Origin of the sequence: Arthrobacter sp. Cr_A7, from assembly GCF_029222765.1 — a bacterium.
Classification (GTDB): domain Bacteria; phylum Actinomycetota; class Actinomycetes; order Actinomycetales; family Micrococcaceae; genus Arthrobacter.
Genome location: NZ_JARHXQ010000275.1, coordinates 1 through 13615 on the forward strand (window position 1 = coordinate 1; position 13615 = coordinate 13615).

General features: G+C 65.1%; 13 protein-coding genes. 7 read left to right on the top strand and 6 right to left on the bottom strand.

What is annotated here, in order from left to right:
• Positions 1–124: 124 nt before the first annotated feature.
• From P2Q66_RS15955 to P2Q66_RS15975, 5 genes are all read right to left on the bottom strand, one after another.
• Entirely contained in the window at positions 125–1474 is a 1350-nt protein-coding gene (locus P2Q66_RS15955) for an MFS transporter (protein WP_275729674.1), read from the bottom strand.
• A gap of 124 nt (positions 1475–1598) precedes the next feature.
• The gene (locus tag P2Q66_RS15960; RefSeq protein ID WP_275729675.1) at positions 1599–2927 is read right to left on the bottom strand and encodes an enolase C-terminal domain-like protein; all 1329 of its coding nucleotides are present in this window, start codon (positions 2925–2927) and stop codon (positions 1599–1601) included.
• Positions 2924–4540 carry an aldehyde dehydrogenase (NADP(+)) gene (locus P2Q66_RS15965; protein ID WP_275729677.1) on the bottom strand — a complete coding sequence of 539 codons (1617 nt, stop codon included), beginning with the start codon at positions 4538–4540 and terminating at the stop codon, positions 2924–2926. Before P2Q66_RS15965 ends, P2Q66_RS15960 begins: the two co-directional genes overlap by 4 nt.
• A gap of 32 nt (positions 4541–4572) precedes the next feature.
• Complete coding sequence (gene kdgD, locus P2Q66_RS15970) at positions 4573–5487, bottom strand: 5-dehydro-4-deoxyglucarate dehydratase (protein ID WP_079596822.1); 915 nt, start codon at positions 5485–5487, stop codon at positions 4573–4575.
• 134 nt (positions 5488–5621) lie between these two features.
• Entirely contained in the window at positions 5622–6506 is an 885-nt protein-coding gene (locus tag P2Q66_RS15975) for a LysR family transcriptional regulator (protein ID WP_275729680.1), read from the bottom strand.
• Positions 6507–6647: 141 nt separating this feature from the next.
• On the opposite strand from P2Q66_RS15975, the gene P2Q66_RS15980 reads away from it, so the two are divergent.
• The 6 genes from P2Q66_RS15980 (at position 6648) to P2Q66_RS16005 (ending at position 12053) form a co-directional block, all read left to right on the top strand.
• Positions 6648–7649 (top strand): tripartite tricarboxylate transporter substrate binding protein, encoded by a 1002-nt coding sequence (locus P2Q66_RS15980; protein WP_275729682.1) that lies wholly within the window; start codon positions 6648–6650, stop codon positions 7647–7649.
• 44 nt (positions 7650–7693) lie between these two features.
• Positions 7694–8248, top strand: a complete 555-nt coding sequence (locus tag P2Q66_RS15985; RefSeq protein ID WP_275729684.1) for a tripartite tricarboxylate transporter TctB family protein — start codon at positions 7694–7696, stop codon at positions 8246–8248.
• Between the two features lie 9 nt (positions 8249–8257).
• Positions 8258–9790, top strand: a complete 1533-nt coding sequence (locus P2Q66_RS15990) for a tripartite tricarboxylate transporter permease (protein ID WP_275729685.1) — start codon at positions 8258–8260, stop codon at positions 9788–9790.
• On the top strand, positions 9787–10191 hold the full coding sequence (locus P2Q66_RS15995) for a universal stress protein (protein WP_275729686.1): 405 nt from the start codon (positions 9787–9789) through the stop codon (positions 10189–10191). Before P2Q66_RS15990 ends, P2Q66_RS15995 begins: the two co-directional genes overlap by 4 nt.
• A gap of 19 nt (positions 10192–10210) precedes the next feature.
• Positions 10211–10489, top strand: coding sequence for a hypothetical protein (locus tag P2Q66_RS16000; RefSeq protein ID WP_275729688.1), 279 nt, complete (start codon positions 10211–10213; stop codon positions 10487–10489).
• Between the two features lie 148 nt (positions 10490–10637).
• On the top strand, positions 10638–12053 hold the full coding sequence (locus P2Q66_RS16005; protein WP_275729690.1) for an alpha/beta hydrolase: 1416 nt from the start codon (positions 10638–10640) through the stop codon (positions 12051–12053).
• Positions 12054–12059: 6 nt separating this feature from the next.
• On the opposite strand, the gene P2Q66_RS16010 is transcribed toward P2Q66_RS16005, so the two are convergent.
• Positions 12060–12542, bottom strand: coding sequence for a MarR family winged helix-turn-helix transcriptional regulator (locus P2Q66_RS16010; protein ID WP_275729692.1), 483 nt, complete (start codon positions 12540–12542; stop codon positions 12060–12062).
• A 116-nt stretch (positions 12543–12658) separates the two neighbouring features.
• Between P2Q66_RS16010 and P2Q66_RS16015 the strand changes: the two genes are divergently transcribed.
• Complete coding sequence (locus tag P2Q66_RS16015; protein WP_275729694.1) at positions 12659–13615, top strand: SDR family NAD(P)-dependent oxidoreductase; 957 nt, start codon at positions 12659–12661, stop codon at positions 13613–13615.

Here is a 13615-nt window from a genome sequence, read left to right on the forward strand (position 1 = left end):
GGGCCGCGCAAGAGATTGTTGAACAATTCTTGCGCGGCCCGCCCTGAGGTCCTTGTTGCGGAGGTTCGTCAGCCGTGGCGATCAATACCCCAGTGGCGCCTGGCGCCGCCGTCGTGCAGTCCCCTTATGCGCGGCTGCCGACCGGCTCCTGCGCGGCGGCTTCCTCAACCTGCCCGGGAGCGCCATCGGTTCGGCGCTCTTTCAGGAAGTACACCAGCCCGGCGGCGATGGTGGAGGCGGCGGCCAGCGCGAACAGGCCGGGGATAACGCTGCCGGTCTGCTCCTTGATGATGCCGAAGCCGAAGGGGGCCACAAAGCCGCCCAGGTTTCCCAGCGAATTGATGCTGGCGATGGCCGGGGCGAGGATCATCGGGTGCAGGCCGGACTGCGGGATGGTCCAGAACAGTGGCGAGGCGCTCTTGAAACCCATGGCCGCGATGGCCAGGAAGACCAGGGCCATGACCGGAGATGCGATGGCGGCGGCGAACGTGCCGACGGCTGCCACCAGCAGGGCAACCACCAGCAGCGGGCGCTTGGACTTGGCCTTGTCCTGCAGTTTCGCGGCGAAGTACATGGCGAAGACGGCGCAGACCCACGGGATGGAGGACAGGAACCCCACGGTCAGGTCCGTGGTGCCGGGGATCTGCTTGATGATGCTGGGGAGCCAGAACGTGTTGGCGTAGATGGACAGCTGCACCGAGAAGTAGATGCCGCACAGCAGCAGGATCTGCGGGTTGAGCAGCATCTTCCAGCGGTTGATCTTGGCGCCGCCGGCCGTGGTGTGCTGTGCATCCTCGTCGCTGATGGCCCGGGACAGGGCGCCCTTTTCGGCGGGGGAGAGCCACTTGGCGTCCTTGATGCGGGCGTCCAGGACAAAGAACACGGCCATGCCCACCACCACGGAGAGGGCGCCTTCGAAGCCGAAGAGCCACTGCCAGCCGCGCAGCCCCAGGGCGCCGTGGAGGCTGAGCAGCATGCCGGCAATGGGGCCGGAAATTGCCGCGGCGATGGAGGAGCCCGCGATGAAGATCGCGGTGGCCTTGCCGCGCTGGCCCGCCGGAACCCAGCGGGCAAAGTAGAAGATGACGGCAGGGAAGAAGCCGGCCTCCGCGGCACCCAGCAGGAAGCGCAGGACGTAGAACATGGTTTCGTTCTGCACGAACGACATCAGGAAGGAGACGATGCCCCAGCTGATCATGATGCGGGTCAGCCAGACCTTGGCGCCGTACTTTTCCATCATCACGTTGCTGGGGAGTTCAAAGATGGCATAGGCGATGAAGAACAGGCCCGCGCCGAACCCGTAGGCGGCGGCGCCGATGCCCACATCCGCCTGGAGGTGGTCCTGGGCGTAGCCGATGTTGGACCGGTTCAGCTGGTTGCAGACCAGCATGACCAGCATGATGGGCAGAACGCGCTTGAAGAACTTCTTCGTGGCTGTCGCCACGTCCGAGACAGCATTGTCTGCAGACTTCATTGAATGTATTTCCTTTGGATAGATAACGCAGGCCGGCTGCGGGGCCCAATGCGGGGGCACAGGAAAGTAGTGGGGCACGCCACAGCGGACCCCACTACTTTACCGAAAGTGCTGCCGGAGGCTGCTACCGAACGAGGCAGGGCCGCTTCGGGTCGAAGGACCAGCCCTCGATGTAGTACTGCATGCCGATGCTGTCGTCGCGGGCATTCAGGCCCTGTTCCAGATACAGCTTGTGGGCCTTGTCCAGGGCGTCGCGGTCCAGCTCGATGCCGAGGCCCGGGGCGGCCGGAACGTCGATGGCCCCGTCCTTGATCTGCAGCGGTTCCTTGGTGAGGCCCTGGCCGTCCTGCCAGATCCAGTGCGTATCCAGGGCGGTGATTTCACCCGGAGCCGCGGCACCGGTGTGGGTAAACATGGCCAGCGAGATGTCGAAGTGGTTGTTCGAGTGCGAGCCCCAGGTGAGGCCGAACTCGTGGCACATCTGCGCCACCCGCACCGAGCCGTGCATGGTCCAGAAGTGCGGGTCAGCCAGCGGGATGTCCACGGCGTTGCTGCGGATCGCGTGCGACATCTCCCGCCAGTCCGTGGCGATCATGTTGGTGGCCGTCTTCAGCCCGGTGGCCCGGCGGAACTCCGCCATGACTTCCCGGCCGGAGAAGCGGCCTTCTGCACCGCAGGGGTCTTCCGCGTAGGCCACAACGCCCTGCATCCGCTTGCCCAGCCGGATTGCCTCGTCCAGGAGCCAGCCGCCGTTGGGGTCGAGGGTCACCCTTGCCTCGGGGAAGCGCTCGGCGAGGGCCGTGACCACGTCCACTTCGTCGTCGCCGGACAGCACGCCGCCCTTGAGCTTGAAGTCGCTGAACCCGTAGCGTTCCTGGGCGGCCTCTGCCAGGGCCACCACAGCTTCGGGCGTCATGGCTTCCTGCCGGCGGAGTTCCTCCCAGCGGTCCGCGGGTGCATCCTCCACGAGGTAGGGCAGGTCCGTCCGCTTGTGGTCGCCCACGAAGAAGAGGTAGCCGAGCATCGGGACGGAGCTGCGCTGCTGGCCGTCGCCGAGCAGTTCAGCCACGGGAACACCGAGGTACTGCCCGTGCAGGTCCAGCAGCGCGGATTCGACGGCGGTGACGGCATGGACCGTGGTACGCAGGTCGAAGGTCTGGAGGCCGCGGCCGCCGGCGTCGCGGTCAGCGAACTCGGCAGCGATTTTACGCAAAAGCGAGCGGTAGCGGGCCACCGGCTTTCCGGTGATCAGGGCGCCGGCTTCCTCGATAGTGGTGCGGATCTTTTCGCCGCCGGGAACTTCACCCAGGCCGGTCCGGCCGTCCGAATCGGTGATGATCACAACATTGCGGGTGAAGAACGGGCCGTGCGCGCCGCTGAGGTTCATGAGCATGCTGTCGTGCCCGGCAACCGGGACAACCTCGACCCGGGCAATGCTTGGCTGGGAGGTCATGCGTTAATTCCTGCTTTCTGTGCTTCGGCGGCTTCCACAACGCCATCAATCCTGCGGTTCAGGTGCCAGGGGTTGGTGTCCTGCAGGGGTGTTGGGAGGAGTTCCTGGGGGATGTTCTGGTAGGCGACGGGGCGCAGGAAGCGGTTGATGGCGAGGGTGCCGACGGAGGTGGTGCGGGAGTCGGAGGTGGCGGGGAAGGGGCCGCCGTGGACCATGGCGTGGCCGACTTCGACGCCGGTGGGCCAGCCGTTGACGATGATGCGGCCCACTTTCTGCTCGAGCGCGGGGATCAGGGGTGCCGCGGTGGGGTAGTCCTCTTCGGTGAGCTGCAGTGATGCGGTGAGCTGGCCTTCGAGGCGTGCGACGGCTTCGAGGAGTTCATCAGTGCTGCCGTAGCGGATGACCAGGGAGGCGGCGCCGAAGATTTCCTCGTGCAGGACGTGGTTGGTGACGAAGTCGCGGACCTGGGTGCCGAAGATGGTGGGTGCCGGAGCGTTCCGGGTCTGTCCTTCCAGTCCCTTGCCGATCAGGTTCACACCGTCGGCGTTGCCGAGGGCTTCTGTCCCGGCGTTCCAGGACCCGGCGATGCCTTGGGTGAGCATGGTCTGGCCTGAGCAGGCGGAGACGGCACGGCCGACGGCGGCGGCGAGTTTGTCCCCTGCTTCGCCTTCGGGGGCGAACAGCAGGCCGGGGGAGGTGCAGAGCTGCCCGGAACTGCCGGTGACGGCGGTGACGTACTGCTGGGCGAGGGCGTCGATGTCTTCGGCGGAGCCTTTGAGGGCGCCTTCGAAGACGAAGACGGGGTTCAGGGAGGACATTTCGGCGTAGACGGGGATGGGTTCGCGGCGGGCTGCCGCGGTTTTCATCAGGGCGATGCCGGCGGCCTGGGAGCCGGTGAAGCCGACGGCCTTGATGTTGGGGTCGGCGACGAGGGCCTGGCCGATGCTGGCGCCGGGGCCGTAGATGAGGGAGAACACGCCGGGGTGCAGGCCGAAGTCTTTGACGGCTTTGGCCACGGCCTGGCCGACGAGTTCGCCGGTGCCGGGGTGGGCGTTGTGGGCTTTGAAGACGACGGGGCAGCCTGCGGCGAGGGCCGAGGCGGTGTCGCCGCCGGCGGTGGAGAAGGCGAGCGGGAAGTTGCTGGCGCCGAATACCGCGACGGGGCCGAGCGGGATCTGGCGCTGGCGGATGTCTGCCCGGGGCAGCGGGCTGCGGTCCGGGATGGCGGGGTCCACGCGGACGCCGCGGAAGTCGCCCTGGCGGACCACGTTGGCGAAGAGCCGCAGCTGGCCGGTGGTGCGCGCACGCTCACCCTGCAGGCGGGCGGCGGGCAGCCCGGTTTCCTGGCCTGCGCGGACGATCAGTTCCTCGCCGATGGCCTCGATGTTGTCCGCAATGGCCTCGAGGAACCCGGCGTGGGTTTCCGGGTCCAGTGTGGAGAAGGACGGGTACGCGTCAGCTGCCGCGGCAGTGGCCAGCTTCAGCTGGTCCTCGGTGATCAGGGAGTACGCGGGATCGAGCTGTTCATTGGTGGCCGGGTTGAAGCCGAAGGCTGTCTTGCCGTCGCCGACGACGGTCTGTCCGGCGATCAGGGAGTGTCCGGTGAGGGTCACGATGGTTCCTCCTGGGAAGCGGTGGATCAGGGTCAGGATACGCGGGCGATAAGCGCCTTGAGGTCCGCCAGGTCCTGCTCCGCCATGTTCTGCAGAGGGGGGCGGACCGGGCCGGCGGAGCGGCCGATGGCGTCCAGGCCGCCCTTGACGATGGAGACAGCGTAGCCCTTCACGCGGTCGCGGATGTCCAGGTAGGGGATCACGAAGTCGTTCAGCTTCTTGTTGACGGCCACGCGGTCGTTGTTGCGGACATCCTGGTAGAAGTCCAGCGCGAACTGCGGGACGAAGTTGTACATCGCGCTGGAGTAGGTGCTCATGCCCAGCTGCAGCAGGGGGAGGGCGAAGGTTTCCGCGGTGGGAAGGCCGCCCAGGTAGAAGAGGCGGTCGCCAAGCTTGGCGTAAACGCGGGCGTCGTGTTCGAGGTCGCCAACACCGTCCTTGAACCCGATAAGGTTTTCGTGCCGGTCCGCGAGGGCGGCAACAGTGGTGTCCTTGTAGATGGCGTTGGCGCGGTTGTAGATGATGACACCCAGCGAGGTGGCGCTGCAGATGGCGCTGACGTGGTCGATCAGGCCGGCCTGGTCGGCTTCGGTCAGGTAAGGCGGGAGGAGCAGGAGGCCGTCGGCGCCTGCTGCTTCTGCAGCCTTGGCATTCTCGATTGCCTGTGCTGTTGATCCGCCGGCTGATGCAAGTACCGGCACCTGGTTGCCGACTTCTTCGACGGCGGTGCGCACCACGTGAGCGGATTCGGCGGGGGTGAGGGAGAAGCCTTCGCCGGTGCCGCCCGCTGCGAACAGGCCTGCCACCGGGAAGCTCGCCTGCCAGGCAAGGTGCTTCCGGTAATTTTCCTCGTCGAACTGCAGCTGGCTGTCAAAGGACGTCACCGGGAACGACAGCAGGCCGTCTTTCAGGGTGTTTGCCAGTTCCTGCGGGGTGTACTTTGCCACGATGTTGTCCTCTGTGTGAGCGCCGGGAGGGCGGCTGGTGGTGGATTCCTGTTCAGGTTAGGCAGAGGACGTAATGCCTGTCTAAGTGCATTTTTGTATGTATTGATACCTTCGGTGCATGATCCGTGTGCCGTCTACTCCATGGCAAACTCGAGGTCGCGCAGGAGGCGGGCCAGTGCCGGGTTGGTGATCCTGCGGTTCCAGAGCGCGTGCAGCTCCACCTGTTCCTCCCTCCCTGCTTCCAACGGCAGGAATTCCACGCCTTTGATGCCCAGGAGGGTAGCCGAATGGGGCACGAAGGCCAGCCCGCGTTTTGCCGCAACGAGCGAGACCATCGTGAGGATCTGGCTGACCGTGTGGACCACATTGGCATGCTTGATGGGGAGCATGCGGACCACCAAGTCATAGAAATAGCGCGCCTGGGTGGGGGAGTGCATGATCAGGGGCTCGTCCTTGAAATCCTCGGCGGTGAGGTCCCGTCCCAGCAGCGTCAGGGGATGGCTTGAGGGAACCGCGAGCACCATGGACTCGCGGTAGAGCAAGTGCGAATCAAAGGTTTCGCTGTCAAAGGGAGGGCGCGCGAAGCCAAGGTCGAGTTCGCCGGTCAGCAGGCCGTTGAGCTGCTCGCGCGTCACCAACTCCTGCAGGTCGATGTCCACGTCCGGCATGATGCCCGAGATCTCTTCCAGCAGAGGGCCCAGGATGCTGAAACCGCTTGCTGCCGTGAAACCGATCCGCAGGACGCCCGAGCGTCCAGACGCGATGCGGCGGGCTGTGACCGGGGCACGCTCCGCCAGAGCCATCAGCCGGCGCGCTTCCTCAAGGAACGTCTCCCCTGCCGAGGTGAGCTCCACCCGCCTGTTGTCCCGCTCAAGGAGTTCAGCGCCGATGATTTTCTCCAGTTTCTGGATCTGCCGGCTGAGAGGCGGCTGGGTCATGTTGAGCCGCTCGGCGGCGCGCCCAAAGTGGAGTTCCTCTGCGACGGCGATAAATCCCGCCAGCTGGTCAAACGTAAACATGATGCCTTCCGGGTATCACTTGATGCTGATTTGGGCTTAGACAGGCATCATAACGCGTCCCTAAACTCGATCCAGCAACCCGAAGTGATTCGGTTCACAGCACCGTCCGGGAGCATCCCGGAGCTTTTATGAGGAGTCCCAATGAAGCACTTCCCCACCCGCCGCTCGGTCCTCGGCGCGGCATCGGCCGTCACGCTGCTGGCCATGACTGCCTGCGGCAACGTCGCCGGCGGCCAGTCCACCACGGCCGAGTACCCCTCCGGACCGGTCAACCTCACGGTCGGCCAGGCAGCCGGCGGCAGCACCGACCTGATCGCCCGTGCCCTTGCCGAGGGAGCCTCGAAGACGCTCGGCAAGCCGATGCCCGTGGTCAACAAGCCCGGCGCCAACGGAGCCCTCGCTACCAAGGAAGTTGCCGGCAAGCCGGCCGACGGGCAGGAACTGGTCCTGCTGACTGCGTCCCTGATCACCATCACGCCGCTGGCAGTCTCCGCCGACGAAGCGGTCAACATCGACGATCTGGACATCATCGCCGGTCTTTCCCAGGACGATTACGTCCTGGTGGCCAGCCCCGAGTCCGGCTTCAAGTCCTTTAAGGACGTCACCGACGCCGGCCGCAACGTCACCTTCGGCACCACCGGCGTTGGTACCGGAAGCCAGCTGGCGCAGACCGTGCTCTTCAAGCAGGCCAGCGTCACCGGCACGGACATCCCGTTCGACAGCGGCAAGCCGGCGCTGACGGCCGTCCTGGGCAACCAGGTGGAACTCGCCACCATCCAGCTGGGCGAGGCCATGCCCCAGATCGAGGCCGGCAAGGTATCCCCGCTGCTGGTCTTCTCTGAGGAGCGCAACAGCTTCCTGCCCGACACCCCCACCGCCAAGGAAGCCGGATACGACGTTCCGGTGGCGCAGTACCGGGCGGTCGCCGCCCCCAAGGGCACTCCCCAGGACGTCAAGGACAAGCTGTACTCCGCATTCCAGGAGACCTTCAAGTCCGAGGCCTACAAGGAGTTCAATAAGAAGAACATGCTGACGCCCAAGGAGATCTCCGGCGAGGAAGTAGTCACCGAATGGAAGGGCTACGCAGCGAAGTACAAGGAGCTGGTGGAGAAGTACGACATCAGCCTCAGCGGAAATAAGTGATTCCTGTGAAAGGAACCCCCGCAGTACCCGCCGGAGGAAGCAGCATGGCTGCTCCCTCCGGCGGGGGCACCCCCCACGCTCATAACGACGTCCCGGGCGACGTCCTTGATGAACTGACACCGGATCAACTGGCAGCCCAATGGGAAGAGGACAAGCCGCCGGCGGCCGGTGCGCTCGCCAGCATGGCATCCTCGCTGGTGGTCCTCGGCGTCGGGATCGGTGCCATCATCCTGTCCGTCGCCATGGGACTGGGCACCCCGGCCAGTCCGCAGCCGGGCCTTTGGCCCTTCATCATCAGCTGCGTCATGGTGGCGCTGGGCCTGTTCCAGCTGGTCCTGGGCCGGCACAACCGGGACGCCGAAAAGTTCACCCGCATGTCCCTTGCCCCTCTCACAGGCCTGGTGACACTGGCAGCCATGGTTGCCCTCATGCCGCTTATCGGTTTCGAGATCCCGGCGCTGATCCTCTGCATCATCTGGATGCGCTTCCTGGGCGGCGAGACCTGGCGTTCCACCCTGCTGGTCAGCGTCATCGTTGTCGCGGCGTTCTACGGCATCTTTGTCCTGGCGCTCGGCACTTCCATCCCCCACCTCTTCTAGGAGACCCCCGTGGATTTTCTGAATCCCGTTATCAACGGATTTGCGGTTGTCCTGGAGCCGACCAACCTCCTCTACTGCCTGATCGGCGTCGTCATCGGCATGCTGATCGGCGTACTGCCCGGACTGGGGCCCGCGGCAACCATCGCCATCCTGCTGCCCCTGACCTACAACGTGGAACCCGTCACCGCCATCATCATGCTGGCCGGCATTTTCTACGGCGCCCAGTACGGCGGCACCATCACCTCCGTACTCCTCCGGCTTCCCGGCGAAGCGTCCTCCGTCGTCACGGTTTTTGACGGCTACCAGATGGCCCGGCAGGGGAAGGCCGGCACCGCTTTGGGCCTGGCATCCATCGGTTCCTTCGTCGGCGGCACGGCAGCCATCATCGGCCTGACGTTCCTGGCGCCCATCGTTGCCAGCTTCGCGCTGGATTTCGGCCCGCCGGAGTACACCGCCCTTGCGCTGCTGGGCATCCTCCTGGTGGCAACCATCAGCAGCGGCGCGAAAGCCAAGGCGCTCATTGCCGCCGCCCTCGGCCTCCTGCTCGCGACGGTGGGCCGGGACGTCTTCACCGGGGAAAGCCGGTTCACCTTCGGCAGCCTGCAGCTTGCCGACGGCATCGACTTCGTGCCGATTGCCATGGGCATCTTCGGGCTGGGTGAGATCCTCTACAACCTGGAGGAACGGCACCGGGCCGCGAAGGCGCCGTCGAAAGTGGCCAACGTCTGGCCTTCCCGCAAGGACCTCAAGCAGGCCTCCGGCTCCATCGGCCGCGGATCCGTCCTCGGCTTCTTCCTGGGCATCCTCCCGGGCGGTGGCGCCACCATCGCCTCCATGGCCTCCTACGCCATGGAGAAGAAGCGCGCCAAGCAGCCTGAGCGGTTCGGCAAGGGAGCGCCGGAAGGCGTCGCCGGCCCGGAGACGGCCAACAACGCTGCCGCCACGTCGTCGTTCATTCCGCTGCTGACTCTTGGCATTCCGGCCAACGCCACCATGGCACTGATGTTCGGTGCGCTGCTCATCCAGGGTGTGACCCCCGGCCCGCAGCTGGTGGAGCAGAACCCGGATCTGTTCTGGGGCGTTGTGAACTCGATGTACATCGGCAACATCCTCCTGCTGATCATGAGCCTGCCGCTTGTGGGAATCTTCGTCAGGATCCTGCGCGTCCGCGCAGCCATCCTGGCCCCCGTCACTGCTCTGATCACGCTGCTCGGCGCCTACACCATCAACAACAGCATGTTCGATGTCACGCTCGTGGTGGTCTTCGGCATCATCGGCTACCTCATGAAGAAGTTCGGCTTCGAACCGGGCCCACTGGTGCTCGCCTTCGTGCTGGGCGGACTGCTCGAGAGCTCCATGCGGCGTTCCCTGCTGGTCTTTGGCGGCGACCCGCTGGGCTTCTTCGGCCGTCCCATTTCGGCCACACTGCTGGTCGTTTTTGTCCTGGTGGCAGTGCTGCCGGTTATCCGCACCTCCATCGCCAAGCGCAAGACACCCCTCACTGCATCCGCAGCCCGGCCGGACATCAAGGAGAAAGTATGAGCATCGTCGTCGGATTCGTTCCAACACCCGCGGGAGAAGCCGCCCTCAAGGCCGGCATCGCCGAAGCCCGCCTGCGGAATGAGGATCTCCTGATCGTCAACTCCGCCCGGGAAGGCGCACTGGTGGACAAGTCGGTGGCACCCGAAGAGCTGCTGGAGCAGGCCGCCCGCCGGGCCACCGAGGCCGGTGTCCAGGCGAGCGTCATCCAGCCGCCGTACCAGCATGACCTCGCCGACGAGTTCCTGGATGTGGCCCGGGACGCCAATGCATCCCTGATCGTGATAGGCCTCCGGCACCGCACTCAGGTGGGGAAGTTCATCCTGGGCAGCCACGCCCAGCGCATCCTGATGCAGGCGGACCGGCCGGTGCTTGCGGTGAAGGCCGACGGCGGAAACTTCTAGCAGAGAGCCCTTTGGCACCATGTACATCCACAAACCAGCCCGCCGGGGAACGGTAAACGCCGCACCGTCCATTCCTGACTGGTCCAGGCTCTGCCGCAAGGACCACGTCGAGGTCCACACGGGCGGCCACAGCCGAATGTCCGGAATCATCGACATGATCGCCGCGGACCGCAGTGTCTTTTGGATGATCCGGGACGACGGCGCGGGCAGGACCATGGTGTGCTGCGGAGACGACGTGACCGTGGTCAAGGTTGCGTCAGCCAACACGATGGCAGGGCGAATCCACGCAGCTGCCTGACAACATGCAACGTCTGGCGCGGACAGGAAGGCCGGGAATCCCAGCGGATTCCCGGCCTTCCTGCGTGCGCACTGGGAAACCGTTGACAATATCAATCATTAAGATAATCATTAGTCGTCCGATTCAATCTCCTCGAGTCAGGTTGCCAATGAACCCCACACTGCGCCGAAGCTGCCGCATGATCGTTTCAACGTCCGCCATCACCGCCCTTCTTGTCACCGCCGCCGCATCTCCTGCTGTACTGGCCGTCCAGCCGCCTACGGAAGCCTCCGTAAGCGCCAACGCAGCAGCGGCGCCATCCACCACCGCGGTGGGCACCCTTCGCAATGGCGCGGCGTGGCGCGCCGAGGTGCCGGCGGCCTGGAACGGCAAGCTGGTGCTTTTTGCGCACGGTTTCCGCCCCGGACCCGCCAACCCGGCATGGGATAACGGGTTCGCCCCCACTGCCAGCGAGCTGATCAGCCGCGGCTACGCCGTTGCTTCCTCGTCTTACGCCACCACCGGCTGGGCTCTGGGGACTGCCGCGCAGGACCAGCTCGGCACCCTGGCCGCTTTCGAGGAACGCTTCGGCGACGCGCAGCGTGTCGTTGTCGTTGGGAGATCGATGGGGGGTCTCGTGACCAGCCTGATGGCGGAGATTCCGGACTCCGGCATCGACGGGGCTGTCAGCACCTGCGGCCTGGTGGGCGGCGGTGTTTCACTCAACAATTACCAGCTCGACGCGGCCTACGCCGCCACAGAACTGCTGCTTCCCGGGCGGGACGTCCGCCTCACCGGTTTCACCACGCCCGAGCAGTCAGCCGAAACGATCGCTGCGCTGAAGTCGGCCCTCACGCAAGCCGGCGAATCGGCTGCAGGCCGGGCCAGGCTTGCACTGGTGGCTGCCCTGCTGAACACCCCGACCGCACTCGACGGAGTTGACGTGGACGATCCGGAGGCTTTGGCGGCTGCCCAGGCACAGCTGGTGGTTGACACACTTCCCACCGTCATTGAGCGGCGCCACACCATCGTGAACGCAGCAGGTGGCGACAGCGGTTGGACCGCCGGTGTCGACTACGCCAGGCTCTTGCAGCCGTCCGCCCAGCGTCACGTGGTGGAGCATATGTATGCGGTGGCCGGCCTGACGCTTGCCGACGATCTTTCCACCCTGACGGCGAACGCTGACATCGAGCCAAACGTGCAAGGGCTCGAGTGGATGCTTCAAACATCCACTCCTGCCGGGGAACTTCAGGTACCGCTGCTGGCCACCCACACGGTGATGGATATCCTGGCCCCCGTCGAATTCCAGGAAGAGTATGCGGAAACAGTTCGCCAGGCCGGCAGGAACTCCCTGTTCCGGCAGGCCTTCGTCGACCGGGCGGGCCATTGCAATTTCACTGTGGCGGAAAACATTGCTGCCATCGAGGCGATGGACCAGCGGCTCGAGACGGGACATTGGGGATCGGTGGCCACAAACTCAGCACTGCAGGGCGCGGCAGAGTCCCTGAAGCTGGACGGTGCAGCCTTCGTGGAGTTCCGGCCGGACGAATTCGTCAACGACCGCCACTGGGCAGGCAAGTCCTAGGCGGTCCTAGCCCTCCAGGCCGGACCACAGTGCCTTGCGCAGCAGTCGCTTCAACTCGCGCACCTCTTCGGCGCTGAGCCTGTTCAGTGCTTCCGCCTCGGCCTGGCGGGTCGCCTTCGTGGCGGCAGTATACAGGCGCTCACCACTTGCTGTTGCCGTCACGATCCTGGCCCGCCGGTCCTGCTTGTCCGGGGACCTCAACACCAGGCCCCGCTTCTCCAGATCGTCGACGAGGGCTACGATCTGGCTCGGATCAAGGCTCAGGAAGCCGGCCATCTCCCGCTGGCTGGGAGTAAGCCCGCTGGCGGCGAGAGCCAGGACGGAGTATGAGCGCTCTTTGAGCTTGAACTCTTCCAGCGCCTTGTTGTTGACCACCGAACCCGCGGCGTGGAGCTTGGCGAGCAGAAAACCGGCATCGCCGCTGATGGAAGCCGGAACAAGCTTGTCCGCCGTTTCGAGGCGCCCGCCCGCCCCTGTGTCACTCGTCATGGTTCTCCAATAAAAAATCAATCATTGACATTTTCAACTATCCAGATTCTCATGGATACAGGACAGCATCCCACGCCGATGGCCGGGATGCACGATCAGCCGGCAAAGGAGCAGCAATGGATCTTTCAGGAAAAGTGGCAATCGTTACGGGAAGTGGCCGGGGGCTTGGCCTCGCCTACGCCAGGGAGCTCGCCCGCCAGGGTGCCGCCGTCGTGGTCAACGACATTGACTCCGCCGTGGCGGCAGAGGCGGTCCGTACCATTGAAGCCGACGGCGGAAAGGCAGCTGCCGTCGTCGCGCCCGTAGGAACCACCGACGTCGCACAGCAGCTTGTGCAGGCGGCGGTCAAGGAATTCGGCAGGCTGGACATTTTGGTCACCAACGCCGGCATCCTGCGGGACAAGAGCCTGCTGAAAATGACCGATGAGGACTTCGACGCCGTTATCAACGTCCACCTCCGCGGCACCTTCACCTGCGTCCGCGAGGCGTTCGCGTACTTCAAGGAAAACGGTGTCTCCGGCCGGATCATCACCATCGGGTCGCCAACCGGGCAGCGGGGAACCTTCGGCCAAACCAACTACGCTGCCGCCAAGGCCGGCATCGTGGGCATGGTCCGCACCTGGGCGCTGGAAATGAAAAAGGCCGGCGTCACCGCCAATGTTGTCATCCCCGTAGCAGCCACAGCCATGACCAAGACTGTCCCATACTTCCAGAAGGCGGTGGAAGCAGACGAGCGGGGGGAGGCGATGCCCGCTTTCTTCCGGCACGATCTCGGTTTCGGTACGGCCGACGACGTCTCCGGGCTGGTTGCCTTCCTCGCCTCTGATGCGGCGGCCGGAATCAACGGCCAGGTCATCGGCGCCGGCGGCGACCGTCTGCAGCTTTGGACCCATCCCGATGCTGCCGCCACCGAATACCGGGAGGGCGGCTGGGGCTACCAGGACCTCGTTGAGGACTTCGCCTCACTCTTCGGGGACAAGCTGCAGGGGGTCGGTGAAGAGTTCCTGCCGCTTCCCGAAGAGTTGCAGCCCGAAGCCCGCCAGGCCCCGGCCGAGCCTGCAAAGGTGGGCTAG